The organism is Corynebacterium belfantii (assembly GCF_041898185.1).
In the GTDB taxonomy this organism is placed as follows: Bacteria; Actinomycetota; Actinomycetes; order Mycobacteriales; family Mycobacteriaceae; genus Corynebacterium; species Corynebacterium belfantii.
Genome location: NZ_CP157823.1, coordinates 2,032,626 through 2,059,096, shown reverse-complemented (window position 1 = coordinate 2,059,096; position 26,471 = coordinate 2,032,626). Strand labels below are relative to the sequence as shown.

The 26,471-nt window shown below is 56.3% G+C and carries 29 protein-coding genes; 22 read left to right on the top strand and 7 right to left on the bottom strand.

The window, feature by feature from the left end; translation table 11 throughout:
* Positions 1–243 precede the first annotated feature (243 nt).
* From ABMV07_RS10240 to ABMV07_RS10165, 16 genes are all read left to right on the top strand, one after another.
* Entirely contained in the window at positions 244–3,138 is a 2,895-nt protein-coding gene (locus ABMV07_RS10240) for a translation initiation factor IF-2 N-terminal domain-containing protein (RefSeq protein ID WP_374064581.1), read from the top strand.
* Between the two features lie 174 nt (positions 3,139–3,312).
* Positions 3,313–3,618 (top strand): 50S ribosomal protein L21, encoded by a 306-nt coding sequence (gene rplU, locus ABMV07_RS10235; protein WP_003852455.1) that lies wholly within the window; start codon positions 3,313–3,315, stop codon positions 3,616–3,618.
* Between the two features lie 40 nt (positions 3,619–3,658).
* Positions 3,659–3,925: a 50S ribosomal protein L27 gene (rpmA, locus tag ABMV07_RS10230; RefSeq protein WP_003852453.1), complete on the top strand. Its 267-nt coding sequence runs from the start codon at positions 3,659–3,661 to the stop codon at positions 3,923–3,925.
* Between the two features lie 159 nt (positions 3,926–4,084).
* On the top strand, positions 4,085–5,611 hold the full coding sequence (gene obgE / locus ABMV07_RS10225; RefSeq protein WP_374064579.1) for a GTPase ObgE: 1,527 nt from the start codon (positions 4,085–4,087) through the stop codon (positions 5,609–5,611).
* Positions 5,612–5,614: 3 nt separating this feature from the next.
* On the top strand, positions 5,615–5,866 hold the full coding sequence (locus ABMV07_RS10220; protein WP_197692951.1) for a hypothetical protein: 252 nt from the start codon (positions 5,615–5,617) through the stop codon (positions 5,864–5,866).
* Positions 5,867–5,886: 20 nt separating this feature from the next.
* Entirely contained in the window at positions 5,887–7,017 is a 1,131-nt protein-coding gene (gene proB / locus ABMV07_RS10215; RefSeq protein ID WP_162495018.1) for a glutamate 5-kinase, read from the top strand.
* Between the two features lie 17 nt (positions 7,018–7,034).
* Positions 7,035–8,327, top strand: coding sequence for a glutamate-5-semialdehyde dehydrogenase (locus ABMV07_RS10210; RefSeq protein ID WP_374064577.1), 1,293 nt, complete (start codon positions 7,035–7,037; stop codon positions 8,325–8,327).
* Positions 8,328–8,350: 23 nt separating this feature from the next.
* The gene (gene nadD / locus ABMV07_RS10205; RefSeq protein WP_088267383.1) at positions 8,351–9,037 is read left to right on the top strand and encodes a nicotinate-nucleotide adenylyltransferase; all 687 of its coding nucleotides are present in this window, start codon (positions 8,351–8,353) and stop codon (positions 9,035–9,037) included.
* A 22-nt stretch (positions 9,038–9,059) separates the two neighbouring features.
* On the top strand, positions 9,060–9,527 hold the full coding sequence (rsfS, locus tag ABMV07_RS10200; protein ID WP_088267384.1) for a ribosome silencing factor: 468 nt from the start codon (positions 9,060–9,062) through the stop codon (positions 9,525–9,527).
* A gap of 6 nt (positions 9,528–9,533) precedes the next feature.
* Positions 9,534–10,256, top strand: a complete 723-nt coding sequence (locus ABMV07_RS10195) for a histidine phosphatase family protein (RefSeq protein WP_088267385.1) — start codon at positions 9,534–9,536, stop codon at positions 10,254–10,256.
* Between the two features lie 4 nt (positions 10,257–10,260).
* Positions 10,261–11,082: a DegV family protein gene (locus ABMV07_RS10190; RefSeq protein WP_088267386.1), complete on the top strand. Its 822-nt coding sequence runs from the start codon at positions 10,261–10,263 to the stop codon at positions 11,080–11,082.
* A 117-nt stretch (positions 11,083–11,199) separates the two neighbouring features.
* Positions 11,200–11,820 carry a helix-hairpin-helix domain-containing protein gene (locus tag ABMV07_RS10185; protein WP_374064576.1) on the top strand — a complete coding sequence of 207 codons (621 nt, stop codon included), beginning with the start codon at positions 11,200–11,202 and terminating at the stop codon, positions 11,818–11,820.
* Positions 11,817–13,490 (top strand): ComEC/Rec2 family competence protein, encoded by a 1,674-nt coding sequence (locus tag ABMV07_RS10180; protein ID WP_088267388.1) that lies wholly within the window; start codon positions 11,817–11,819, stop codon positions 13,488–13,490. The genes ABMV07_RS10185 and ABMV07_RS10180 overlap by 4 nt, the downstream gene beginning before the upstream one ends.
* The gene (gene holA / locus ABMV07_RS10175) at positions 13,444–14,418 is read left to right on the top strand and encodes a DNA polymerase III subunit delta (RefSeq protein WP_088267389.1); all 975 of its coding nucleotides are present in this window, start codon (positions 13,444–13,446) and stop codon (positions 14,416–14,418) included. Before ABMV07_RS10180 ends, holA begins: the two co-directional genes overlap by 47 nt.
* 10 nt (positions 14,419–14,428) lie before the next feature.
* The gene (locus ABMV07_RS10170) at positions 14,429–14,830 is read left to right on the top strand and encodes an ankyrin repeat domain-containing protein (protein WP_196977697.1); all 402 of its coding nucleotides are present in this window, start codon (positions 14,429–14,431) and stop codon (positions 14,828–14,830) included.
* Positions 14,820–15,458 (top strand): LysE family translocator, encoded by a 639-nt coding sequence (locus ABMV07_RS10165; RefSeq protein ID WP_088267391.1) that lies wholly within the window; start codon positions 14,820–14,822, stop codon positions 15,456–15,458. Before ABMV07_RS10170 ends, ABMV07_RS10165 begins: the two co-directional genes overlap by 11 nt.
* Positions 15,459–15,506: 48 nt before the next feature.
* On the opposite strand, the gene rpsT is transcribed toward ABMV07_RS10165, so the two are convergent.
* The 6 genes from rpsT to ABMV07_RS10135 form a co-directional block, all read right to left on the bottom strand.
* The gene (gene rpsT, locus ABMV07_RS10160) at positions 15,507–15,770 is read right to left on the bottom strand and encodes a 30S ribosomal protein S20 (protein WP_003852425.1); all 264 of its coding nucleotides are present in this window, start codon (positions 15,768–15,770) and stop codon (positions 15,507–15,509) included.
* Between the two features lie 160 nt (positions 15,771–15,930).
* Entirely contained in the window at positions 15,931–16,488 is a 558-nt protein-coding gene (locus tag ABMV07_RS10155; RefSeq protein ID WP_088267392.1) for a type II toxin-antitoxin system PemK/MazF family toxin, read from the bottom strand.
* 14 nt (positions 16,489–16,502) lie between these two features.
* Positions 16,503–16,763, bottom strand: coding sequence for a hypothetical protein (locus ABMV07_RS10150; protein ID WP_197688917.1), 261 nt, complete (start codon positions 16,761–16,763; stop codon positions 16,503–16,505).
* Entirely contained in the window at positions 16,760–16,999 is a 240-nt protein-coding gene (locus ABMV07_RS10145) for a hypothetical protein (RefSeq protein WP_111946773.1), read from the bottom strand. Before ABMV07_RS10145 ends, ABMV07_RS10150 begins: the two co-directional genes overlap by 4 nt.
* Positions 17,000–17,257: 258 nt before the next feature.
* Complete coding sequence (locus ABMV07_RS10140) at positions 17,258–17,518, bottom strand: hypothetical protein (protein ID WP_197688918.1); 261 nt, start codon at positions 17,516–17,518, stop codon at positions 17,258–17,260.
* A gap of 20 nt (positions 17,519–17,538) precedes the next feature.
* Positions 17,539–17,814 (bottom strand): hypothetical protein, encoded by a 276-nt coding sequence (locus ABMV07_RS10135; protein WP_197688919.1) that lies wholly within the window; start codon positions 17,812–17,814, stop codon positions 17,539–17,541.
* Positions 17,815–18,098: 284 nt separating this feature from the next.
* Here ABMV07_RS10135 and lepA point away from each other — a divergent pair, with 284 nt between their 5' ends.
* The 5 genes from lepA (at position 18,099) to ABMV07_RS10110 (ending at position 24,203) form a co-directional block, all read left to right on the top strand.
* Positions 18,099–19,946 (top strand): translation elongation factor 4, encoded by a 1,848-nt coding sequence (lepA, locus tag ABMV07_RS10130; protein WP_374064575.1) that lies wholly within the window; start codon positions 18,099–18,101, stop codon positions 19,944–19,946.
* A gap of 689 nt (positions 19,947–20,635) precedes the next feature.
* Positions 20,636–21,292 carry a ZinT/AdcA family metal-binding protein gene (locus ABMV07_RS10125; protein ID WP_374064574.1) on the top strand — a complete coding sequence of 219 codons (657 nt, stop codon included), beginning with the start codon at positions 20,636–20,638 and terminating at the stop codon, positions 21,290–21,292.
* Positions 21,293–21,392: 100 nt separating this feature from the next.
* Positions 21,393–22,712, top strand: coding sequence for a metal ABC transporter substrate-binding protein (locus tag ABMV07_RS10120; RefSeq protein ID WP_374064573.1), 1,320 nt, complete (start codon positions 21,393–21,395; stop codon positions 22,710–22,712).
* Positions 22,709–23,395, top strand: a complete 687-nt coding sequence (locus ABMV07_RS10115) for a metal ABC transporter ATP-binding protein (protein WP_159461312.1) — start codon at positions 22,709–22,711, stop codon at positions 23,393–23,395. Before ABMV07_RS10120 ends, ABMV07_RS10115 begins: the two co-directional genes overlap by 4 nt.
* On the top strand, positions 23,376–24,203 hold the full coding sequence (locus ABMV07_RS10110) for a metal ABC transporter permease (RefSeq protein WP_088267399.1): 828 nt from the start codon (positions 23,376–23,378) through the stop codon (positions 24,201–24,203). Before ABMV07_RS10115 ends, ABMV07_RS10110 begins: the two co-directional genes overlap by 20 nt.
* An 8-nt stretch (positions 24,204–24,211) precedes the next feature.
* On the opposite strand, the gene ABMV07_RS10105 is transcribed toward ABMV07_RS10110, so the two are convergent.
* On the bottom strand, positions 24,212–24,778 hold the full coding sequence (locus ABMV07_RS10105) for a TetR/AcrR family transcriptional regulator (protein ID WP_374064572.1): 567 nt from the start codon (positions 24,776–24,778) through the stop codon (positions 24,212–24,214).
* Between the two features lie 60 nt (positions 24,779–24,838).
* Here ABMV07_RS10105 and ABMV07_RS10100 point away from each other — a divergent pair, with 60 nt between their 5' ends.
* Positions 24,839–26,362, top strand: a complete 1,524-nt coding sequence (locus tag ABMV07_RS10100; protein ID WP_088267401.1) for an MFS transporter — start codon at positions 24,839–24,841, stop codon at positions 26,360–26,362.
* Positions 26,363–26,471: the final 109 nt, after the last annotated feature.

Genomic DNA, 26,471 nt, shown 5'->3' with positions numbered 1-26,471 from the left:
ATGTTCCCTCTTCGCTATGTGAGCAAGCATGCCTGAACTTTTCGTCACCGATGTGCCACAATAGATAGTTGGTATGACATCAGCGAGACAAGCTCACTGTGATAAACACCGAGATTTTTACAACTAAACATCAAAAAACCACGAGCTGTTCGAGATGTCTGTGCGGCGGCGGTGCCTCTGAAGAGAGCATCAGCGCCCGGATCATCAACTGCTGTGGGTGAGAAGTATCAGGAGAAAAGTTCTGTGGCTGAAAAGTCCAAGAAAACAACCAAAAACCAAGCTGTATCGTTGCCGATTGGTCAAGCGGTAGCTGCATTAGATCGCTCGATGATCGGCGAAAAAATCCGTGTGCACATCTTGGCTAAAGAACTCGGAACAACCTCGAAAGAACTCATTGCGAAGTTGGCCACTTTGGGTCTGCGCAAGGTGGCGCAGTCGACGTTGAGTAACCAAGAAGCTAATCAGCTGCTTGACTCTTTCGTTCCAGCGCAACCGGAAGTGGATGAGAAGTTGCGTTACCGCGTGGAAAAGAACGTGGAAAATGAGATTGCGCAGATCGAAGCCAAGGTTAATCGTGATCTGGAAGAAGCAGCAGCGAACGATCATGGTGTAGCGGATTCTGAGGAAGCGAAGCTGCGCTACCGCGTGGAAAAGAACGTAGATAACGAGGTCGAGCAGATTAAGCAGCAGGTTGAGCGCGAGCTTAGCCAGCGTTCGACGGTGATTGAGGATCTCAATGATGTTATCGAGCAGGAAAAAGAAGCAGAGCCGCTGGAAGACGTAGAATCGGAGTCGGCTCCCGCGCCAGCGGCTGTGTCGTATAGTGTTCCGCTGTTTATTGCTCCCACGGTCGTTGACGATGAGCCTGAAGAATCAGACGATGACGAGGATGGGGAAGAAGACACTGACGACGACTCCACGCACGCTAAGCGTCGCCGTCGCGGTCGTCGTGGCGCTGGTCGTGGCAAGGGTGCAGACGACTCAACTGAGACTGTGGAAGCAGAAGAAATCACCGAGCCAGTAGGAATTAAAGGCTCCACTCGTTTGGAGGCGCAGCGTCGTCGCCGCGCAGAATTGCGTGAAGAGTCGAAAAAGAAGCGCCATATTGTTTCCGAGGCGGAATTCTTAGCTCGACGTGAATCGGTCACACGCACGATGGTGGTACGCGAACGTGATCGCGTTGATCTTCACGGCTTGGTGACCCAAGTAGGTGTGTTTGAAGATGGCATGCTCGTTGAGCACTTTGTTACTAGCGAGGCGCAAGCCTCGATGATCGGCAACATCTATCTTGGCCGCGTACAAAATGTGCTGCCAAGCATGGAGGCAGCTTTCATCGACATCGGAAAAGGTCGCAACGGTGTGCTCTACGCCGGTGAGGTCGATTGGCGCGCTGCAGGCCTAGGCGGCCGTGGACGTCGTATCGAGCAAGCCCTGAAATCCGGCGATCAGGTGCTCGTCCAGGTTGCTAAGGATCCTATCGGGCACAAAGGTGCTCGCCTTACCACCCAGATTTCGTTCGCGGGGCGCTACTTGGTGTACGTTCCTGGCGGACGTACAGCGGGTATTTCTCGTAAACTTCCAGCTCCTGAGCGTAAGCGCCTGAAGGAAATCCTCAAAGAGGTTGTTCCTCACGATGGCGGTGCGATTATCCGCACGGCAGCCGAAAACGTTTCTGCAGAGGCGATCGGCGCAGACGTCAACCGCTTGCACAAACTTTGGGACAAGATTCAACAGCGCACCGAAGAAGAAAAAGCTTCCAAGGGTGCCAAGCCAGTAACCATGTACGAAGAGCCCAACATACTGGTCAAGGTGGTTCGTGATCTCTTTAACGAGGATTTCACCTCCTTGGTCATCGATGGTGATCGTGCATGGAACACGGTTCATGCATATGTTCAGTCGGTTGCCCCAGATCTTCTCGACCGTTTGGTGCGCTTTGATCGCAGCCAACATGAGGGACGTGACGCATTTGAGGTGCACCGTGTCAACGAGCAGATTAAAAAAGCGCTGTCACGAAAGGTATGGCTGCCATCCGGTGGCACCTTGGTGATCGACCGCACCGAAGCCATGACGGTGATCGACGTGAACACCGGCAAGTTCACTGGTGCCGGTGGAAACCTTGAAGAAACTGTCACCAAGAATAACCTTGAGGCTGCAGAAGAGATCGTTCGCCAGATGCGTCTGCGCGACTTGGGTGGCATGATCGTCGTCGACTTTATCGACATGGTCTTGCCTGAAAACCAAGACTTGGTTTTGCGTCGCCTCACCGAGGCGCTAGGACGCGACCGGACGCGCCACCAGGTATCCGAGGTGACGTCGTTAGGCCTCGTCCAGATGACCCGCAAACGCTTGGGCACCGGATTGCTCGAAACCTTTGCTACCGAATGCCCCCATTGCGAAGGCCGTGGCGTAATTATCCACGACGACCCCGTCGAGCAGCGCGATGCCGATGTGGCTATGGAGAAGTCGTACCGTGCCCGCAGCGAACGCAAGAAGAACAAGAACCACGCTGCCACCGAGCATCCGGCGGCTGTTGTCATGCACGAGGAGAAAAAGAAGGTCAGCATCGAAGACCTCGTAGCAGCCGTGGTTATCGATGACGATTCGCAGCCAGAGCCTGAAGTGGCACCAGCACCTGCCGACGATGACGTTATGAACATTGTCAGTGCAGCACTGGACCGCGCTTATCAGGAGGATCCCGACGAGCCTTCTGGATCGGACTATTTGCCGCTAGAAGAAAAGCCACAGACCTATGCCGAGGCCGTGGCAGAGTACGAGCGATCCCCGCGTCGTAAGCGTAAGACTCGTGGCAACTCCGTCTCGGATGTTCCACCGCGCAAGGCAGACTTTGAAAAACCAGAGCCTCAGCCGGAGCCAGAGCCTGAGATTGTGGTGGAGAAAGTAAGCTCGCGTGGTCGTCGACGCGCGGTGCGACGCACTGTTGTGGAGACTACCCCCGAGGTAGTAGCGCCAACGGAAACTGTTGAATCCTCCCGCGGGCGCCGACGTGCTGTGCGTAAGAAAATGGCCCCTCAGCCTGCGCAAACGGAGCCGGTAGTGGAGGACAAACGTGAGGTTTCTGCGCCATCTCGGGGCGGTCGGGGACGTCGTCGAGCTTCACGACGCGCACCGCGCCGTTAACTCAGTTTGTCTTTCGTGTGTGTTAAAGGGTAGTCTTTGACAGTCGCTGTTTTAGGACGGATAGCCGCATGTGCTTGACGCTTAAAACGCAAATGTAAAAACGTAAGTCCAATTCAGTTTTGTGGGCACAATGTCTACAAACTGAGCCGAGTATAGATAAGGGGTAGCCCTCGTATGTACGCGATCGTCAAGACCGGCGGCAAGCAGTACAAGGTTGCCGAAGGTGACTTCGTCAAGGTCGAGAAGATCGAGGGTGAGCCGGGTTCGTCCGTGGCTCTCACCCCGATTCTGCTCGTCGATGGCGCAGATGTAACCACCAAGGCAGCTGACCTCGCTAAGGTGAGCGTCACCGCTGAGATCGTAGAGGCCGTTAAGGGCCCTAAGATCAAGATTCTGAAGTACAAGAACAAGACCGGTTACAAGAAGCGTCAGGGACACCGTCAGCAGTTGACGGTTCTCAAGATCACCGGCATCAAGTAAGCCTCACCGGCTTCATATTTCCTGAAGGAGGGAAAACCACATGGCACACAAGAAGGGTGCATCAAGCTCCAGCAATGGTCGTGACTCTGAGGCAAAGCGCCTTGGTGTTAAACGATTCGGTGGCCAGCAGGTCAACGCCGGCGAGATCCTCGTTCGTCAGCGTGGCACCAAGTTCCACCCAGGTGAGAACGTCGGACGCGGTGGCGACGACACTCTGTTCGCACTGAAGGCAGGCGCTGTTGAGTTCATCACCAAGCGCAACCGTCGTTTGGTCAACATTGTTGAGAACGAGACTGTAGACGCCTAAGTCTTACATAATTCTCTTACAGCACCCGGGCAGCATTTCTGATTTGTCAGAAGCTGGCTGGGTGTTTGTGTTTTTACTCAGCATTTTTTACTAAGCTATCACTCACACATGGGCGAGTAATGCTCCTCGGGGAGCAATAAAGGAAGGCAACAAACACTAATGGCACGTTTCGTAGACCGCGTGGTCCTACACCTTGAAGCAGGCGACGGCGGCAACGGCTGTGCTTCTGTGCACCGCGAGAAGTTCAAGCCCCTCGGCGGCCCAGATGGTGGCAATGGTGGACATGGCGGCGATATTATCCTCACCGTTTCTCCACAAGCACATACCCTCCTCGATCTGCATTACCGCCCACACCTCAAAGCACAACGTGGCGCCAACGGTGCCGGCGATCACCGCAACGGTGCTCGCGGCCAAGACCTCGTGCTGGAGGTCCCCGCTGGCACCGTCGTCATGAGCGAAGCCGGCGAGACGCTTGCAGACCTCACATCGCCTGGCATGACTTTTATTGCAGCTAAGGGTGGATTTGGTGGTCTAGGCAATGCTGCGCTGGCATCCGCTGCCCGTAAGGCCCCAGGTTTTGCACTGAAAGGCGAACCCGGTGAGCAGCACGATGTGATCCTTGAGCTGAAGTCCATGGCAGACATTGGTTTGGTGGGATTCCCCAGCGCTGGTAAATCTTCGCTGATTTCTGTGATGTCTGCAGCTAAACCAAAGATCGGCGATTACCCATTTACCACCCTGCAGCCTAATCTCGGCGTGGTCGATATGGGCAATGATGCCTTTACCATTGCCGATGTTCCTGGTCTTATCCCTGGTGCTTCCCAAGGCAAGGGGCTTGGCTTGGACTTCTTGCGCCACATTGAGCGCACGGCCGTGCTGGCGCATGTGGTAGACGCTGCAACTCTTGAGCCTAGTCGTGATCCGATCTCCGATATTGAGGCGCTCGAGGAAGAACTCGCAGCGTATCAGTCGGCGCTGGATGAAGATACCAGCCTTGGTGATCTGCGTGAACGCGCCCGTATCGTTATTTTGAATAAGGCTGATATTCCCGATGCGCTCGAGCTTGCAGAGTTCCTCAAAGAAGACATTGAAGAGAAGTTCGGCTGGCCAGTCTTTATTATCTCCGCTGTAGCTCGCAAGGGACTCGATCCCCTGAAGTACGCCATGCTGGACTTGGTGCAGAAGTCGCGTAAGAAGCGTCCGAAGCAAAAAGTGGAAGAGCGAATTGTGGTTCGCCCGCAGGCTGTGGATGCGCGTAAGAAGAACAAGGACTTTGAGATTCTCGAGGATCCACAGGTAGAAAACGGCTACTTGGTGGTCGGCGAAAAGCCGGAGCGTTGGATCATTCAGACGGACTTCGAAAACGACGAAGCCGTGGGCTACCTAGCGGACCGCCTCGCACGCATGGGTGTGGAGGATGCTTTGTGGAAGAAGAGTGCACGCGCAGGCTGCACCGTGACCATTGGCGAGGTGTCTTTCGAATGGGAGCCAACCACCGCTGCAGGTGTCGAGGTCCAAATGTCTGAACGTGGTACCGATATGCGCCTCGAACGCAATACACGTGTCTCGGCACAAGAGCGTAAGCGCGCGTCTCAGGTTCGCCGTGGTCTTATCGACGAATACGATTTCGGTGATGACCAGAAGGTCACCCGCGAATCCGCAAACCGCGATCGCTGGCAAGGTTAGATTATGCGTCAAGCAGCGTGGACGTTGTATGGTGCGGCCGTGACAGTTTTCCTCCTCGGAGCTGTCTCTGAAGGCTGGTTGCCTACTTCTGTTCGCGCTGCTTTTATTTGGCTGGTGCCGTTGCTGGGGTGGGGTATCGGTGCAGCGTGTGCCTACCGTGCACACACGCGTCGCATGTGGGTAGCGGGCTTAGTGCTGTTTTGGGTGTGGATCCCATTGGTTTTTGGGCTAGGAACATTGTTGCTAGGGCCATAAAACCTCTACCATGGCAAGATATGAATGCCCAGCACAGCAGTGCCGATCTGCGCGACGTGATTAGAAACGCTAAGCGGATCGTGGTCAAGATTGGTTCTAGTTCCCTTACCGGCGAAAACTATGAGGTTTCTCCTGGTCGCATTGATCGAATCGTGGAGGCTTTAGAAGATCGCATGCAGCGTGGATCCGATGTGATCGTGGTGTCTTCTGGTGCTGTGGCCGCTGGTATGGCTCCGTTGGGTTTGAGCACGCGACCGAAGGATTTGGCGACAAAGCAAGCTGCGGCCTCGGTGGGGCAGGTTCACTTGGCTAATGCGTGGGGCAATAGTTTTGCCCGCTTTAATCGCACCATTGGGCAGGTGTTGCTTACGGCTTCGGACGCAGGCCAGCGGGATCGGGCTCGTAACGCACAGCGCACCATTGATCGCCTGCGGTTGCTGCATGCAGTGCCTATTATCAATGAGAATGACACTGTTGCTACGTCGGAAATGCACTTTGGTGACAACGATCGCCTTGCCGCTATTGTTTCCCATCTGGTTTCTGCGGATGCCTTGGTGTTGTTGTCCGATGTTGATGGACTGTATGACAAAAATCCTTCGGATCTTTCGGCACGTTTTGTTTCTGCGGTCCGTGACGGCAATGACCTCAAGGGGGTTATCGCTGGCGATGGTGGTGCTGTGGGGACCGGTGGCATGGCGTCAAAGGTGTCGGCTGCGCGGTTGGCGTCGCGAAGCGGCGTGCCCGTTTTGCTAACCTCCGCTGACTATGTGGCCGAGGCGCTGGGCGATGCCGAGGTGGGTACGGTGTTTTACCCCAAGGATGATCGCCTATCGGCGTGGAAGTTTTGGGCGCTGTACGCTGCAGATACTGGCGGCGCATTGCGTATCGACGCCGGCGCGGTCGCCGCAGTCACCGCCGGCGGAAACTCCTTGCTCGCCGTGGGAATTACCGAGGTCATTGGCGATTTCCACGCTGGTGAGATCGTGGAGATCCTCGGCCCGGAAGGTGAAATTATTGGTCGCGGCGAGGTGGCCTATGATTCCGCGGTGCTTTCTACCATGTTGGGTAAGCAAACCGCGCAGCTTCCTGATGGTTTGCAGCGTCCTGTGGTTCACGCTGATTATCTCTCCGATTATGCGTCACGTGCGTAGAGCTTTAGGTACGGTAAATGCTTATGAATAACGCCGATGTACGTTCACAAGAACGCGAGCAGGTCATGGCATGTGCACGTGCCGCCCATCGTGTAGCGCCGATTGTTGCCCAATTGACCAGCGATGATAAAAATGCGATGCTTCTCGATGCTGCTGCGGCGTTAGAGGCCGCAGGTGCTGAGATTATTGCCGCGAACCAACGTGATATTGACCAAGGGCGCGCGCGTGGGCTGAGCGAGGCCTTGATCGACCGCTTGAGCCTTGATAGCGCCCGCATTGCAGGTATTGCTGGCGGTTTGCGCCAGGTGGCAGCGCTGAGTGACCCCGTGGGGGAGGTTGTAGGCGGCAGCGTGATGCCTAATGGTATGCAGATGCGTAAGGTGCGTGTCCCGCTTGGCGTGATGGGCATGGTCTATGAGGCCCGCCCGAATGTGACGATCGACGCTTTCGGCTTAGCACTGAAGTCCGGCAACGTGGCGTTGCTGCGTGGTTCGAAGTCGGCGCAGCATTCGAATGCGGCGTTGGTTGCGGTTGTGCATCGTGTGCTTGAAAGCCATGGGTTACCACATGAAGTGGTTCAGTTGTTGCCGTGTGAGACGCATGAAAGTGTTCAGGATTTGATTACGGCACGCGGGCTTGTCGACGTCGTCATCCCGCGCGGCGGTGCCGGTCTGATCGAAGCCGTGGTGACCAATGCGACGGTTCCCGCCATTGAAACGGGCACTGGAAACTGCCATTTTTATATTGATCGGGATGTCAGCGATCTAGATCAAGCGATCGCCATGTTGCTCAACGGTAAGACGCGTCGCTGTTCTGTGTGTAATGCAACGGAAACAGTGCTGATCGATTCCGCGTTGGATCCGGCAGATCAGTTGGCTATTATCACCGCCTTGCAAGACGCTGGTGTTACTGTGCACGGCGATGTAGCTCAGCTAGAAGCCGTGGGGGCGTCGGGAATCGTTCCTGCTGAGGAACACGATTGGGCAGAGGAATACTTATCGCTTGATATTGCGTGTGCGCTGGTTGATGGTGTGGATGCCGCGATGGATCATATTCGCACCTATAGCGCCAAGCACACTGAGGCGATCGCTACCGGCAACATTGTGACTGCCCAGCGCTTTGCAGATCGTGTGGATGCGGCAGCGGTGATGATTAATGCGTCGACAGCGTTTACTGATGGCGAGCAGTTTGGTATGGGTGCAGAAATTGGAATTTCTACCCAAAAGCTGCATGCCCGCGGCCCGATGGCGTTGCCGGAGCTGACCACCACGAAGTGGATTGTTCAGGGCACGGGTCAAACACGTCCGTAGTGTACTGCTAGAATTCCACGGTTATGACACTGCCACGCCAACCCAGCCGCATCGGTATCATGGGTGGAACCTTCGATCCGATTCACCATGGGCACCTCGTTGCTGCAAGCGAGGTTGCGGCACGGTTTGATCTGGAACTGGTGGTTTTTGTTCCCACTGGCCAGCCGTGGCAAAAAGCCGACCGCGAGGTTTCTCCAGCGGAGGATCGTTACTTAATGACGGTCATTGCTACGGCCTCCAATCCGCGTTTTACGGTCAGCCGAGTAGATATTGATCGCCCAGGTGCGACCTACACCATCGATACCTTACGGGATCTGCGCTGCGCCTACCCCGATTCGGAGTTGTTCTTCATCACAGGTGCTGATGCCCTAGGCCAGATACTCACGTGGCGGGACTGGGAAAAGGTGTTGGAGATCGCAACCTTCGTGGGAGTAACACGTCCAGGTTATGTGCTGGAAGAGGACATGCTGCCTGCGCAGTATCACGATCGCGTGGAATTAATCGAGATCCCTGCCATGGCTATTTCGTCCACAGGGTGTCGTCGACGCGCCAAAGAAGGGCTGCCGGTGTGGTACTTGGTTCCGGATGGAGTGGTGCAATACATTGCAAAACGGCGGTTGTATCACCCCAGCGGAGTAGATGAGAAGCGTAATCCTGCGGGTGCGGTGGCATCACGGTTAGCTTTTGACCGCGATAACGTGGAACAATAGCCACGATAAGAAAGGATCTTTAGTGACTGCTACGCACGACACCATTCGCTTGGCCGAGATCGCTGCCAAAGCTGCAGCGGAGAAGCTGGCTACCAACATCGCGGTTATCGACGTCTCTGACGTGATGGCTATTAGCGAGGTCTTCGTTTTGGCTTCTGCAGACAACGAGCGCCAGGTGCGCTCCATTGTCGAGGAGATCGAAGACAGGCTGACCGCTGAGGGCGAAGAGCCTAAGCGTCGCGAAGGCAACCGCGAGAACCGTTGGGTTCTGCTCGACTACGGCATGCTGGTCATCCATGTTCAGCGCAACACCGAGCGTGACTTCTACGGCCTTGACCGTCTCTACCAGGATTGCCCATTGATTGAGGTCGAGGGTATCGAGACCATGGCGCGCCCAGAGGAATGGGCTCAGGATGTGGATGTTCGTACCGTCGAGTCCCTCGATGAGATTCCACTTGCTGGTGAAGAACCAGCTGACGAGGAGTTTTAATCCATTATGTCCCGTCGCCTCATTGTGCTGCGCCACGGCCAAACCGAATACAATGCCACGAAGCGTATGCAAGGACACTTGGATACTGTGCTGTCGGATGCTGGTTGGGCGCAAGCAGAAGCGGCGGCGGATTTTTTTGCCACGTTGCCGATTGGCAAGATCGTCTCTTCTGACCTCGCCCGCGCCCATGAAACCGCAACTGTTGTAGGGCAACGCCTTGGCGTAGAAGTCTCTACTGACCAGCGCCTACGCGAAACCAATCTGGGGGATTGGCAGGCGAAGACGCACGAGGAAGTAGACGAGCATTATCCGGGTGCGCGTGCGTTGTGGCGTCACGACGCCACCTGGGCACCACCTAATGGCGAATCCCGTATCCATGTTGCGCAGCGTGCTCGCGCGGTTGTCGACGAGCTCATGTGCGATTACGACGAATGGGATGACTGTAGTGTTCTGCTCGTGGCCCACGGCGGTACCATTAGTGCGCTGACCTCTAGTTTGTTGGGGTTGCACCAAGAGCAGTATTCCTTGATCTCTGGGCTGGGGAACACCTGCTGGGCGCAGCTGACCGCGCGTCCTCGCTTCCACGGTGCGGCTTCAGAAAACGCCGAAAAAGAAGCTGCGGATTATGTGGATCAGCTCTCTGCGCGTTTTACCCCGCAGACAGTGACTGATGCGCGGTGGTACCTGGAAGGCTGGAATATGGGTGTGGCGTTAGGACGCAACCTCTAGCACCATGACTGTTCGCATTGTCACGGATTCCTCGTCAGGATTGCCCGCGGAGATAGCAGAGGAACTGGGGATCACGGTGGTCGATTTACACCTAGTGCCCTCAGAAAACCAGGTCAGTACAGCGGGGTTGTCTGCGTTAGAGCTCACCGCTGCCTATGCGCGCCAGCTTGAGCGCGGTGGCGACGCTGGTGTGGTGGCCTTGCACCTTTCCAAGGAGCTATCATCTACGTGGTCCGCTGCGCATACCGCGGCCGCAGTCTTTGACGGCGCAGTGGACGTAGTAGACACCCAATCTGTGGGAATGTGCGTTGGTGCTGCAGCAATGGCGGCAGCACGGTTGGCCCAAGACGGGGCAAGTTTGCGGGAGTGCGCAGACATGGCTCGCGATACGTTACGACGCTCTGAAACATGGTTGTATCTGCACCGCATGGAAGAGATGCGTCGTTCTGGCCGGATCACCACGGCAACAGCGGTAGTGTCAGCAGCGCTGGCAACAAAGCCGATTATGCAGCTGCGCGGGGGCCATGTGGAGCTTGCTGTGAAAACTCGCACGCAGTCCAAAGCTTTCGCCCGGTTGGTTGCTGTCATCTCTGATCGCTGTGCTGGCGAGCCTGCCTTCGTGGCAATCCAACATCATCAGGCGCTAGAAGCTGCACATTCACTGCAGTCTCAGTTGACTGCTACGCTGCCCAAGGGCTCTAGCTTCATGATTATGGATATGGACCAAGCACTAAGCGTTCATTGTGGTGTAGGCGCACTAGGAATCTCGGTGGTTTTTAGTAGCTATTCCGATACTGCTCCCACAGATTTGTCAACCGCCTCCTAAAAGCTATCCACAGAAGCCCCGAGTAGCGGGTGCCCCCGACACAGTTATCCACAGGATTATCATGAATGTGTCTCTAATCGCGTGGGATCGTAATTTTCGTGGCTAGTGTTGGCGCGTATGAAACGCGTACTGCAACGGCTAGGACAACTAGCAGCACCGACTGGCACCGAAGACCTGATGGTGGTGGAATACCCACGGCAACGTCGCCTCGAACTCAGCCGCACCCACAGCGTGATAGGTGCAGGCGTTGTTGTTGCGGTGATTGCCATCATTTTTCTGCTTCAGCTCGCGCAGTCACCACCTCCTCCTCCTGCGCCTGTGGCCTCTGCTGAGACGAGCGCGCCGGAGATCGTAGTCTCAGTCGTGGGGGAGGTACACACCCCAGGACTGTATACCTTCGCGCCGGGTGCCCGAGTTGCCGATGCGCTGCATGCAGCAGGTCCTGTAGACCCAGCACATATCCTCGGTCTTAACCAAGCGGAAAAGCTTGTCGACTCCTCCCAGATCGTTGTCGGAGGTCCCTCCGAACCAGTACCGGCTACCGATGGTCGTGTTCGCCTCAATAGCGCTACTGTGGCTGAGCTTGAACAGCTAGATGGAATCGGCGCTAAGACCGCAGCTGCCATTGTTTCTTATCGTGATTCCCATGGTGGATTTGGCAGCCTCGAAGAATTACAAAAAGTCAAAGGAATAGGCCCTGCCAGATACCAAGCAATAGCGCAGGACCTAGTGCTATGACAGAACTGCGGCTGGTACCCAGTGCCTTCATGGTGTGGGGGTGCACGTGGCTATGCCTGTGGCAGCGCGCCATCTGGTGGCCGCTGATCGCCTGCGTGGTCGTAGCAGTAGGGCTTGCGCTGTGGCAGCCTGCGCAGGGGTTTCTTGCTGGATGCATGGGTGCTTGTGCCACAGCAATAACCACCATGCACATCACTCGTGTGGACATGTGGCAGTGGAGAACTACTGTCGCATTAGAGGTGGTTACTCCTGTAAAACAGACTGCTAGCGGCTGGATCTTTCGCGCCCACATGCACGGTTTTCCCGCCGAAGTACCCGTGCTCAGTAAAACCCAGCCCAGCGTTGAGCCAGGCGATCACGTGACGGTCACCGGTACGGTTTCCCACAGCGGATCCGTAGGGCTTAGCGACGCCCTCCTTCGCGCCGAAGCTCCCATCACCGTGGTCAGCCCGCCCACGGGGTGGAGCGCAATCAGCACGCACATCACGCAGCACTTTCACAAGCTCGTAGCAGCCCACACCGACGGACACGCCACCGGCCTCATCCCCGCCATGGTGTTAGGCGATACCTCCTTGCAATCAGCTCAGAATGTTGAACTCTATGCCACCACCGGTCTTGCACACCTTTCTGCAGTTAGCGGTGGCAACGTCGCCATTGTCACCTCGTGGACAGCCGCACTGGCCGCGGTGTTAGGCCTAGGGCCACGACAGACAGTAATTGCCAGCATGCTAGCGCTTGTGTGTTTTGTTGCCGTCGTGGGAACTGAACCTTCAGTATTACGCGCAGCCGTTATGGGCATGGTCGGTCTTGTGGCAGTACTTACTTACACCCGCACTCCCACAATTCACGCACTAAGTATCGCGATCATTGGGCTACTGCTGTGGGATTGCGCACTTGCAACGCATTTCGGGTTCGTATTATCCGTGGCTGCAACCGCAGGAATCATAGTGCTCTACCCAGCGATCTATCGCAGCCTCGCCATCGTGGACGTCACTCCCAACATTGTGGTGCGAGCACTAGCTATTGCCATCGCCGCAGACATATCCACCATGCCCATAGTGATGCTCATGTCTGGAAAAGTATCCGCCGTCTCCGTACTGGCTAACCTTCTGGCGGCCCCCGTCGTACCGATCATTACCCTCATTGGCTTAGTAGCAGTTTTGACTAGTTGGCTTCCTGTCGTCCCCAGCATTCTTATTAACCTCATCGAACCCGGTGCCGACTGGATCGGATTTATTGCCACGACCCTCGGGGGACACACTTGGACCAGCATTGACCAGCCATTTCCAGAATCCCGTGAACTGTCTACCTTGTGGGCCGTACTCGGCGCACTGTGGTTGCTTGCTGGGATCGTCGTCAAGCCTAAAACCACACTGGCAACAATAAGTTGCGCCATGGTGGCCACAATCTGGTGGCAGCACACACCCACCGTCCCCACCGCAGATCTCACTGTTGTCACCCTCACCAAAGAAGAAGAAATCGCAGGTAAAAACGCAGACATCTTCGTCGTTACGGAACCCTCACGGCGCACCCGCGAGACAATGACCACCGATGGCACACCCGTAGTCTATGCAACCGTGCCGGATCGAATTCGCGCCGACCGCATATGGCACGATAGACACCATGGGTCAGCAACTCCTACCAGTGCACCTCGTAGTTGGCGACGATGAATTCCTAGCCGAACGCGCACGCCACAGTATCATCGCCGAGATCAACAAAACTATCGGCAGCGACGTCCCCGTGACCACACTTCGGGCAGGCGAAGTCAACGCCTCCGAACTCATCCAACTCACCAGCCCGTCGCTCTTCGGCGAAGACCGCATCATCGTGCTGACCAACTTAGAAGACGCCGGCAAAGAACCCGCCGAGCTCGTCCTCAACGTCGCCGTCGACCCAGCACCAGGAATCTACCTCATCATCGTGCACTCCGGCGGCGGACGACAAAAAGCACTAGTACCCAAACTCAGCAAAATCAGCCAAGTCCACGAAGCCAACAAACTCAAACCCAAAGACCGCGTGGGCTGGGTCACCAACGAATTCAAACGCCACGGAGTACGCCCCACCCCAGACGTTGTCCACGCCCTGCTCGAAGGCGTAGGATCCGACCTCCGCGAACTCGCCTCGGCCATCGGCCAACTCGTTGCCGACAACAATGGCGACGTCACCCTCGCCACCGTCCGCGACTACTACGTGGGAGTAGCAGAAGTCTCCGGTTTCGACGTGGCAGACCTTGCCTGCTCAGGACAAACCCAACGCGCCGTCGCCAGTGCGCGCCGGGCACTACAACTAGGAGTCTCACCGGTGGCACTTGCCGCCGCATTGAGTATGAAAGTCAGTGCTATCGCGCGGTTATACTCCACGCGAGGACGAATCGACTCCAGAAAACTTGCAGGTGAACTGGGCATGCATCCCTTTGTGGTGGAAAAGACTGCCAAAGTTGCGCGCATGTGGACGGGTAATGCTGTCAGTCAAGCGGTGATTTTGATGGCGGATGTGGATTCCAGCCTTAAGGGCCACGGCCTCGATGGCGAACTCGGCGGCGACCCCGACTACGAAATTGAGGATGCTATCCGTAGGATCTCTGAGCTCGCAGGCTAATCTAGAAGGCATGAATCAATCCGAAATCCCAGAAGACGTGCAAGAACTCGTATCCCAGTTGTTTGACATGGCACGTCGTGGCGATACAGATACTCTCGCCCAGTACATCGATCATGGCGTCGACGCGGACCTGCGCAACCAAGACGGTAACTCCCTGTTGATGATCGCGGCTTATTCCGGACATCACGCATGCGTTGAGATGCTTGCGGCTCACGGTGCCGATGTCAACGCCCTGAACGACCGTGGGCAGTCGCCACTAGCCGGTGCGATCTTTAAACAAGAGCCTGAAGTCATCGACACTTTGCTGCGTCATGGTGCAGACCCCACCGCTGGGCAACCAAATGCGATTGATACGGCGCGGATGTTTGGCCGCGAGGATCTCGTCGAAAGGCTTCACGCACGTGGGGCTTAGCCAATTACTTACCCTTGTCGGCCTCAACGTGGTGGGAATGCTTACCCCAGGGCCTGATATTTTCCTTGTTACTCGCATCGCTACCAAGTCGCGTCCGCACGCTTATGCTGCCGTTGCTGGAATCGCCACGGGGTTGTTGGTGTGGGTCACGTTGACGGTTTTCGGTGCAACGGCCGTGCTCACCGCGTACCCCTCGGTACTGAGGGGTATCCAACTTGTGGGTGGGGCGTGGCTTTTATGGATGGGTACGAAGTTGGTGCGGGTGGCACGTCGTCAGCTGGGGGAGGGGGTTGCGGTTGCCTCGACTATCGACGCTCTCCTAGGAACCCCAGCACAGTGTTATCGCCAAGGACTAGCCACCAACCTTTCGAACCCTAAAGTGGTGCTGTATTTTGCGGCGATCATTGCACCGTTTCTTCCCACAAACCCCAGCCTGCTGACTGCGCTGTCGGTGATCTTAGTGATTGTGTTGAGCAACCTCGTGATGTTCTCACTGTTAGCCACTGTGATTAGTACCAATGCGCTGCGGCGGGCCTTTTTGAAGGCCGGTCCGTGGATTGATCTGATTGCTGGCTGCTTCTTTATTGTTGCCGGTATCGGACTTATCATCGCAGCTACCCGCTCATAGATATAAAAAATCCCGCCCTGTGACAACAAAGCGGGATTTTGCATTAGCTTAGGCCATCTTGTTCAGAGCGTGAGCCATGTTGGACTTCTTGTTAGCCGCGTTGTTGCGGTGGAAGACGCCCTTGGTCACGGACTTGTCCAGAGCACGGGAAGCAACGCGCAGCTGAGCTTCAGCAGCAGCCTTGTCGCCGGCAGCAACAGCTGCGCGGAACTTGCGGATCTCGGTGCGAACTGCAGAGCGGATAGCCTGGTTACGCTGACGAGCCTTCTCGTTGGTGAGAATGCGCTTCTTCTGGGACTTGATGTTTGCCATGGCAAATACCTCTTAGTTTCTCGTTGTGTCTTCCTCCTCAAGCTGGCTTATAACCTGCATAAAGCATGAAAGCGGACCCAAGGTCCTGACCGCCGTTGCTTTGTGCACTCAGGGTAGAAGAACATGAATGTGGACAACGAGGGGATATGCTATCACAGTTTTAGGCCCAGCCGAAGTCTGATCGCAGGCGCTGAGCAATTCTTTCGAAGCGTCGATTGGGGATCACCGCACCGGAGCGCCGAATATCTGATTCGGGAACGGAGATGATTTTATCCAGCCGGACCCAGCTTTGGCGCCCTTGGTCATTCCACGGGCCGGTACCAATGTCTAGCCAGTCACTTTCTTCGCGATGTACCTCGTCGGGAGAAGTAATCAGTCCGAGGATGTGATCGTTGTGGCGTCCGACGACAACAATGGAGCGCTCTTTGGGGTGATTATCGGCATCGCATTCGGGGGACCAGAACCACACCACCTCTCCTGGTTCTACGTGGCCGTCCATGTTGGGGGCGTAGAAGACTGTGCGAGCACAGTCTTGTGTGCGTTTGACGCAGCAAGAGGATTGGTGCCGTGGACTGCGCGGTGCGCTGTGGTGATCCTGCAATCCAATGCGGGAGCTTAGCCTGCTAAGGCCGCGTTCGAGAGGAGTCTCAGATTCTACGGTGAATGACGCGGCCACCTTGCGTAAGAATCGGTTACGCACGCGATCTTTCATGCCCATGGTTATTTACCCTATCAGCGGTTCTGTAATCGTGCTGCACGAATGTGTGCGGCTAGATCTTGGATGTCTTTGAGATGGATATGTTGATGCGCATGGGCGGTGCAGTAATCCAAGATGGCGTAGCCGGCGCGTTGGACGGCCACGTGTTCTGCCCACAGTTTTGTGGCTTCGGTGGGCAGATTGGAGGAAAAGGATTGTGCTGCGCGGTGTTGGGAAAGCAGCTCGTATTGCACGTCGCGACGCTCCCGTAGGGCTTCTTCTGGAGTAGCAGTCAATAGTGCGCCGACAGCGTACCCATGGACCAGTAGCTGCGTCCGATAAGGCGGCGCATGTGATGGGCTTCGATGGCTTTGGGAATTACCCACAAGGCGATGATGGCCATAGTGGCTGCGAACAAGGTTTCAAAGAATCGGGCAGTGATGACTTCGCCTAGGGGTTTGCTATTCGCACCGCCCATAAGCATGGCGAGCTGCGTGGTAAAAACACCGGCAAAGGCGTAGTTGCGTACCACCTAGATTTCGGCCATGTATTGGCAAAAGCACAAGACGAGCAAGAGGGACAAGCTGTGGATTCCCCAAGCGTGAAGGTCGATAAATATAGCGATACCGGCGATGGTGCCGAGGAAACGATGGACCCCACTGCAAGATCAAGAGCACGGAGACAACAGCCCAGTCGGGGCGGTCGAACCCGAGGGCTACACCAATAGTTATGGCGATGAACGCGGCACAGAAAACTTGGGTGGCGGTGATAACGGAGTGGGAATAGACACTCATCGCGCGGAAGAATCGGTAGCGCATGGTGGGGCGAGAATGGGGATACGCGCGCGGGAGACGTCGATAAGCGTTGCGTTGTCGGAGAAATCGGCGCTGGCTTCGCCGGCAGTAGCCAATGCTGCGTTGGCGCGCAACATACGAGAGACGAGGTTGTTGTGCTGGGGTTTGACGATGTCACTGCCGGAGATGATTCCCGCATCGCCTATCGCCGTCCACGCCGCGACCTCCAGCGGAGACAAGCCAAGGCGAGCAGCCATAGTAGAACCACCGCCGACCATCACAATAAAGAAACCACCCGGTGGGGAAGGCGCTGTGCATTTTGAATAAAAGTGCTAGCCGTCGCCATAAGTGCTGTGAACAGCCCGATCCACCAATACCACCAGTGGCTTCCCCTTGCATCCACGTGGCCGAGCGCAACATGGCCGACCGCTGCGCCGACACCGGTAGCGGCAATGAAGAGCACACCGGCGATAAAAATGATCCGCCAGCGGGTACGAAACGGGTGGCCTTCGCCGTAAATAACAGCCATGGATCCGGCGGCAACGAGCAGCATGTGTTGTTCGTGACCTAATAAAAGGGCAATGCCGGCGGGGATCAGAATGGAAAGAGCTGCGCGAAGTGCACCTGGCTAGCGTGGACCTGGAGTATTAAAGGCGATGAGGAGCTGCCATGCGTTCGGGAGAGCGGGGATAGGGTCGATGGTGTGGGGGCGTGTGATCCTTGGGTGGGCGCTCCTTCCAGTTAGTTGATCTATCAATGATAGTGTGGTCGGGGATGAGCGGAAAGTCGGGTAATGTAAGAGGGACTGTCTTGAGAAAGGTACGAGTAAAAACAACCATGGCCGAAAAATTCGCGGAGAAGACGTTCACGGATCCACAGCAGATCCGAAACTTCTGCATCATTGCACACATCGACCACGGTAAGTCCACGTTGGCTGACCGTATTTTGCAACTGTCTAATGTTGTAGACGCACGCGACATGCGCGACCAGTACCTCGACAACATGGACATCGAACGCGAACGCGGCATTACCATCAAGGCCCAAAACGTCCGACTGCCATGGATCCCACGTACTGGCCCCTACGCTGGCGAGCAGATCGTCATGCAGATGATCGACACCCCAGGTCACGTGGACTTCACCTACGAAGTCTCCCGCGCCTTGGAAGCTTGCGAAGGTGCAATCCTGCTTGTCGACGCAGCCCAAGGCATCGAAGCTCAAACGCTGGCCAACCTCTACTTGGCCATGGAAAACGACCTTGAGATCATCCCTGTTTTGAACAAGATCGACCTGCCAGCAGCCGATCCCGAAAAATACTCTCTGGAAATCGCCAACATCATTGGCTGTGAACCAGAAGACGTACTGCGCGTTTCCGGCAAAACCGGTGAAGGCGTGGAAGAACTCCTCGACAAAGTCGCCGAGCTCATCCCTGCACCGACCACCGATTGCCCAGACGATGCGCCCGCCCGCGCCATGATTTTCGACTCGGTCTACGACACCTACCGTGGCGTAGTCACCTACATCCGCATGATCGACGGCAAGCTCACTCCACGCCAAAAGATCAAAATGATGTCTACCGGTGCCGTCCACGAACTCCTCGAAATCGGCATCGTCTCCCCAACACCCAAGAAGTGCTCCGGCCTAGGCCCTGGCGAAGTAGGCTACCTGATCACCGGTGTGAAAGACGTGCGTCAATCCAAGGTCGGCGACACCGTCACCTGGGCACACAACGGCGCCGAAGAAGCACTCCAAGGCTACGAAGAGCCCAAGCCCATGGTTTACTCGGGTCTGTTCCCAATATCCCAGGCGGACTTCCCAGAACTACGCGACGCACTAGAAAAACTCCAGCTTAACGACGCCTCCCTCACCTACGAGCCAGAAACCTCCGTAGCGCTCGGCTTCGGCTTCCGTTGTGGCTTCCTCGGCCTGCTCCACATGGAGATCACCCGTGACCGCCTCCAGCGCGAATTCGACCTCGACCTAATCTCCACCGCACCATCGGTGAATTACCGTGTTGTAGCCGAAGACGGCAGCGAACACCGCGTGCACAACCCATCCGACTGGCCAGCAGGCAAACTACGCGAAGTCTACGAACCCATCGTGAAGACCACCATCATCGTGCCTTCCGACTTCGTAGGAACCACCATGGAACTGTGCCAAACCAAGCGCGGCCAGATGGAAGGCATGGACTACCTCTCCGAGGACCGCGTAGAACTGCGCTACACCATGCCACTCGGCGAAATCATCTTCGACTTCTTCGACCAGCTGAAATCCCGCACCAAGGGCTACGCCTCCCTCAACTACGAAGAAGCCGGCGAACAACTCGCCGACCTAGTCAAGGTAGACATCCTGCTCCAAGGCGACCCAGTGGACGCATTCTCCGCCATCGTCCACCGCGACAACGCCCAGTGGTACGGCAACAAGATGACCAAGAAACTCAAAGAGCTCATCCCACGCCAACAATTCGAAGTGCCCGTCCAGGCAGCCATCGGCTCCAAAGTGATCGCACGTGAAAACATCCGTGCTCTGCGCAAAGACGTCCTCGCCAAATGCTACGGCGGCGACATCTCCCGAAAGCGCAAACTGCTAGAAAAGCAGAAAGAAGGCAAGAAGCGCATGAAGAACATTGGTGCCGTTTCCGTGCCACAAGAGGCCTTCGTTGCGGCATTGAGCACGGACGAAAAATAGCGCACGCTTATCGACGGCTGGTTGTAGAGAATTCTGTAGCCGGCCGTTGTGCTTGATGTTCGTGGTGGCGATTGTTGCCTCATCAAAACTGGTGCCAGGTGTACTCGGAATCATCTTCAAGCCTTCCAGGTCGGGGATGATGCATGTTCCAATCAGTTAGCTCATCGAGGTTTGCGTGGGAAATCACTTCATAGTTCTTGAGGTTTGGTTCCTGGTAATGCTCCGATTTTCCTCCCATGTACCCGCAGAGAAGATAGTGGATGGCGAAGATTTCGTTCCATTGTCCATGGGCGTGGCTGAATGCCACTTTGTCTTGTAGGGGTGGTCTTTCAGGTTGTTGTACAAAATGTGAATAAGTTCCAACAGCTCATCAAAATCCATAGCTTCACCGTAGCGGGGGGAGTCGGACACAGCTTCCACACGGTTGGAACAAAAGTTCTAAGGGGGTGCGGAGGGTATCCATCATTCTCAAAGGCTGTCGTGTTCAAGGATTTGTAACCGGGGGGTTTGTGACTTCTGACCTCCCTCGCAGCCATTTGACAACTGTGGTCAACAGTGGCAAGGTGCAAGTTAGGGTAGGTCAACCAATCAAAATTGGTTTGATGTCACCAGTCGATACCCGCCTTAGAAGGCTGTTTTGCTGTTAAACGGTCATTTTGAGGGTACTCATACACCGAGAAGGATTGAAAATGAAAAGCATTGCTGGCTTGAAGTTCCCAATTTTGGCCCTCGTGGGCTCCTTGGCTCTGGTTGGCTGCTCTTCCTCTGAGGAGTCCAGCACTGCGCCGTCGTCAAGCAGTGCAGTTGCAACGTCCATGGCTACCACCGCACCATCCACCCACAAGGCCAGCCTCGCTGACTGGGACGGCAAGTACGCAAGCCTCGCATCCTACTTGGACGACGCCTCCTACGACGCCGACTTCGAAGCCGCAGCCAAGGAACATGGCGTGGACGTCACCGAAACCAAGGCCAAGCTCAAGGAACGCTACGGCGTCCCATTCGGCGCACTCGCCATCGACGGCGACACCGTCACCTTCGTCAAGGACGGCGCCACCTTGGACAATCCATCCGAAACCCCAATCAAGTACACCTTCGACGAGGGCTTTGAGCAAGAATACAAGGGTCACCAGATCAAGTGGTCCGTCTTCAAGGCAGAAGGCGACGCTGACTACAAGTACATCTTCCTCATGCCAATGCACGGCGAAGAGTCCCTCCAGCACTTCCACGCCCGCTTCGGTAACGACAAAGACGCCATGAAGCAGGAAGAAACGTTCCCCACCTTCGTCGATCCAAAGGTGGCAACCAAGGAACAGATCGTGGACGAACTCATGGAACATGCACACTAAATCCACTCGTCATCCTTGACATGAACTGCCACGTGAACTCACCATTTTCCGTGGCAGTTCGGTGTTTTACCCCCAACTGAGGAAGTATCACCCCATGCACGTGATCGCCAAAGTGTCCACAGCGCTGATCGCGGTTCTGCTTATCCCTGCAGTGCTCCTGATGGCCTGCGCGGCGCCCGCCCCGCAACACAAAGAACGTGCCATCATCTACGGCTCCTTCTTTCCCATTTACAGCCTCGTGAGCGAGATTGCTGGCCCCGACGCCGATGTCCGCTCCTTCATGCCCTACAACCAAGACCCCCACCTGTGGGAACCCTCACCCAAAGACATTCGCGCCCTGGCAGAAGCCGACCTTCTCGTAGTCAACGGCGCCAACATGGAACCCTGGCTCCCGCAGGTAGAAGAAGCCCTGCCCTCGCTGCCGATCCTGAACCTCTCCGAATACGTCGAACTCATCAACTACAAAGGGGCCGCCGCCCTCGGCGAATTCCAATACATCGGCCGCATGCACATACCCGCGGGCGCCGACATCACCATGGCGTTCGGGCACACTCACGAGCGCGAGCTCCGCGCCGCATTTTTCAAAGACCCAGGTAACCTTTCCATCAACGAACTAGTCCAGCGCGGCCGAGACACCATGAACGACGAAGGCCAACCACTGGCCCAACACGAACACACCGAGGTAGTCGATTCCGCCGTCCATACCATCAAAATGGGGCACGAAAGCGGAGACGTCACCTTCGTCTTCCCCGAGGGAGGCGATTGGATTTTCGTCTCCGACCGCGAATCCGAAGAAATCCTGCCCTACTGGTTCACCGATAAGGCCGGCGCCACCATCGACACAGAACCAATAATCGAGGGCGGCTCCGCCAAAACAGAACACAGTATCTTCGACCCCCACTCCTGGCTGTCCCTTGTCAACGCAAAACGCTACGCCAACGCGATCGGCGGGCAACTGCGCCAGATGATGCCGGAGCATGACGAAGCCCTGGACAAACGCACTCGGACCCTCGTGGCCACACTCACGCAGCTCCAAGCACAATTCAAAGCGCAGCTAAAACAGGCCCAACACAAGGAATTCCTGACCAGTCACAACGCCTTCGCCTATGTGGCGCGCGACTACGGGCTCACCCAACACCCCCTCCAAGGGCTCACCACGCACGAAGCGCCAAAGCTACGGGTGCTCACCGAAGCCATCCGGGTAGCAAGAAGGAGCGGCATCACCGTCGTGTTCTACGAGCTCGGCAGCGACCCGAAAACCGCCGAAGTGATCGCCGACGAAATTGGTGGCGTGGCCCTACCACTGTGCTCGATGGAATACGGGCCCATCGATTCCGGCCGTCAAACCTACACCGACATCGTGCAGTTCAACCTGGAAAACTTGGCTACTGCACTAGCCGTAGAAAGAACACCCCAGTGAACGAAATCATCAACGTCCAAGACCTAAGCTTCGCCTTCGGCAAGGTAGAGGTCTTACAGGGCATCAACCTCACCGTCGCTCCGGGTGAAATCGTGTGCATCACCGGCGAAAACGGGTGCGGTAAATCCACGCTCCTTCGGCTGCTCACCGGAGCGTACCGTCCGGCATCGGGAAGCTGCCTGCTTTTCGACGCCCCTGCCTCCAGCGGCACCCACTTCCACCGCATCGGCTACGTCCCCCAAGCCACCGCGATGGAGAAGATTTCCTTCCCCATCACCTCACGCGAGCTTGTAGTGCAGGGGCTGAGCCGCGAATTCGGTGTGGTGAAAATTCCACGCAAACGCCACTACGCTATCGCGGAGGACTTGCTGGCGCAGATGGGGTTAGATGCGTATTTGCGGGTTCCGTTCGCCGAGCTTTCCGGCGGGTTGCAACAGCGCGTGCTTATCACCCGCGCCCTGATCCACGACCCGGAACTGCTGTTCCTAGACGAGCCCACCAGCGGTGTGGACGTAGATAGCCGCATCCGGTTCTTCCGCACGCTGCGCCGGCTGCACGAACAGCGTGGCCTGGCCATTGTGATCGTTACCCACAATGTTGGGGAAATCCAACAAAACCTTCCTGTTAACCGCATTTTTACCATTGAACGAGGGACGTTGACCAATGCTGCAACTTCTCATTGAATTTGAGTTTGTGCGCCGCACCATGCTCGTGGCGCTCATGCTTTCCATCGCCATCCCGATGCTGGGCATCGTAATGGTGAGCAGGCGAACCTCCATGATGGCCGATGCGCTATCCCATACCTCACTGGCAGGTGTGGCACTCGGCCTGATCGCGGGTTTTTCCCCAGTCATCGGCGCAGTGGTGGTTGCGGTACTCGGCGCGTTCCTCATTGAACTGCTCCGGCGACGTTTCCCTCAGTACGGTGACATGGCCACTGCCGTGACCCTCAGTGCGGGCCTTGGCATGGCGGTGATTTTGGCGGATTTGGCTCCTACTGGCCGCAGTTTTGAGTCCTATCTTTTCGGTAGTATCACGGCGGTCACCGCCAGTGACGTGTTCGTGACTTCACTCGCCTTTGTGTTAGTTGTGGTGGCCTGTGTGCTCAGCTACGGCAGCCTGATGGACATGGTGGTCGACGCGCAGCTCGCACGGATTTCCGGCCACAGAGTCACACTGGTCAACGCGATTTTCACGGGCCTAGCTGCAGTGACAGTTGCCTTGGCCGCGAAGGTGATCGGCGCGCTGCTGGTGGTGTCCCTGATGGTGCTGCCAGTAGCTGCAGCGCTGGTCGTGGCCAGGAGCTATAAGGCGGCGTTCCTGCTCACGCTTGCACTCGGCGTGGTGTATACGATGCTCGGGATGGTCTTTTCCTATCGGTTCGATGTTCGCCCGGGCGGTTCGATCGTGGTCACCGCGGTCATCGGTTTGATCTTGCTGGTGGTGTACCGCGCCATCGTGAAATCCGGCGGGGAACGCCAGTCAGCCTAAGAAGCACGCTAGTTGGTGGCGCTGTCCTTGGCACCCAGCAGTGCGCTGATCGTGCTGAGGTTCTCGGCTAGGTTCGGCATTCTTGCCGTGCTGCATTCGCCGTCGATGAGTGAATTGTGGTACAGGCCGTCCCCGATCAATAGGAGCGCTTGAGCTGCGGCGACCGATCCGGTTTGTTCGGTAAGCAACTCTAAAATGGTGCGCTGTCCATTGCGCTGCAATTCTACGATGCGCGCAGTATGCGGGCCAGACAGCTTCGTGGCGGCAATGAGAGTGCGGGCGTAAGCATCGTCAGTGATTGATGAGGTGCGGATGTAGTACGCGGCCACGCCACCGGGGGCTTGCTGCATGAGGGAAATGTCTTCATTCATACGCTCTTCGAGTCGGTCTGTCAGCCCGGTGACCAGCGCTGTTTTTGAGGGGAAGTGGTAGAGTAGACCGCCTTTGGAAACACCGGCCTTCTGCGCGACAGCATCCAGGGTGGCGGCATTTTCCCCTTGGGAGATGAGGATGTCTTCGAACGCGTCAAGAAGCTTTTCTTTGGCTGACATTCCACTATTATAACGCCTTGCCACTATACCGTCTGGACGGTATAGTTTACGGGGTGTGACTAATGAGAGGAAGGTAAGCGGATCATGGCGGTCAAAACCGCAGCAACTGTAACCAAGCAGCCAAACGCGATGCGGTGGTGGGCCCTAGTGGTGCTTATGCTGCCTGTGCTGTTGGTATCAGTCGACAACACTGTGCTGGCCTTCGCCCTGCCGGAAATATCTACTGCCCTTCAGCCAACAGGAAACCAGCAGCTGTGGATCGTGGATGTGTACGGCCTCATGCTGGCTGGCCTGCTCATTCCCATGGGAGCATTGGGGGATCGCTGGGGCCGTCGGCGTTTGCTGCTGATCGGTGGGATTGGTTTTACTCTCACCTCGATCATTGCTGCACTTGTTCCGACCGCTTCCTTGCTTATCGTCTCGCGGGCGGTCATGGGATTCTTTGGGGCGTCGTTAATGCCTGCGACGCTGTCTCTCATCCGCAATATTTTCACGGTGCCTAAAGAGCGACGGCTCGCAATTGCGGTCTGGGCTTCTTGTTTTTCTGGTGGCTCCGCTCTCGGCCCCATCGTGGGCGGTTTCCTACTGGAGCACTACTACTGGGGATCCATCTTCTGGATGTCCGTCCCAATTCTGGTTCCCATGGTCCTTCTGGCGCCACTGGTGGTGCCAGAATCGAAAGACACCCAGCCCGGGCCCATCGACGTGCCGAGCATTCTGCTCATGCTGGCAGTGATGGTGCCACTGGTCTATGGCATCAAGGACATGGCCCATCAGGGTTTGAGCCCGTGGATCGGTGTGGGGGCCGTGATAGTGGCTATTAGTGCGTGGTGGCTGATTCGCCGTCAGCTGCACGCCGCCTCTCCAATGTTTGATGTTCGGCTGTTTATGGAACGGCACTTTACCGGTGCTGTGCTGGCCAACCTGCTGAGCATGATTTCGCTGGTTGGGTTCCTTTACTACATTTCCCAGCACTTCCAATTGGTCAGCGGGCACAGCCCCATGGTGGCAGGGTTGCTGCTACTGCCGGGAACTGCCGCCACTATCCTGGCTGGACTTGTGGTGGTGAAACTGGCGGCGTGGTTGACCCCTCGCAAACTGGTGACAGCAGGGTTGCTGCTCAACGCTGTCGGTTACTTCATGATTATGGTCGCAGGAGATGCTGGTTCCGACTGGGGACTAGTGGCGGCGTTCATCCTGGTAGGAATTGGGGTAGGAGCTGCTGAAACCATTTCAAACGACATGATCATGGCGGCCGCTCCTCCGGCAAAAGCTGGAGCCGCGTCTGCGATATCAGAAACCGCTTATGAGATCGGTGCGGTCTTGGGCACCACGGTGCTCGGCTCGGTGCTTAATGCTGCGTACCGACGCTCGATCGAGATTCCGACTGGCATCAGCCCCGATCAGGGTGATATCGCTCGGGAAACTCTTGGCGGGGCAACCGAGATCGCGCATCGGGTTGGTGGAGTTCCAGGTGCGGAGCTTCTCGCTTCCGCACGCCACGCGTTCGACCATAGCGTGGTGTTTTCTTCCAGTATTGCTGTTGGTCTGATGTTGGGGGCAGCGACCCTTTCTTTGATCCTGCTGCGAGGAGCAAAACTCGATTAATGAGCTTACTAAACCCATGTTGTGAATAAACATTCACAACATGGGTTTAGTAAGCTCATTAAGGTACCGTTAAAGAAAATCTTTTCTAACGGTGGTCTGGTTCCGTCTC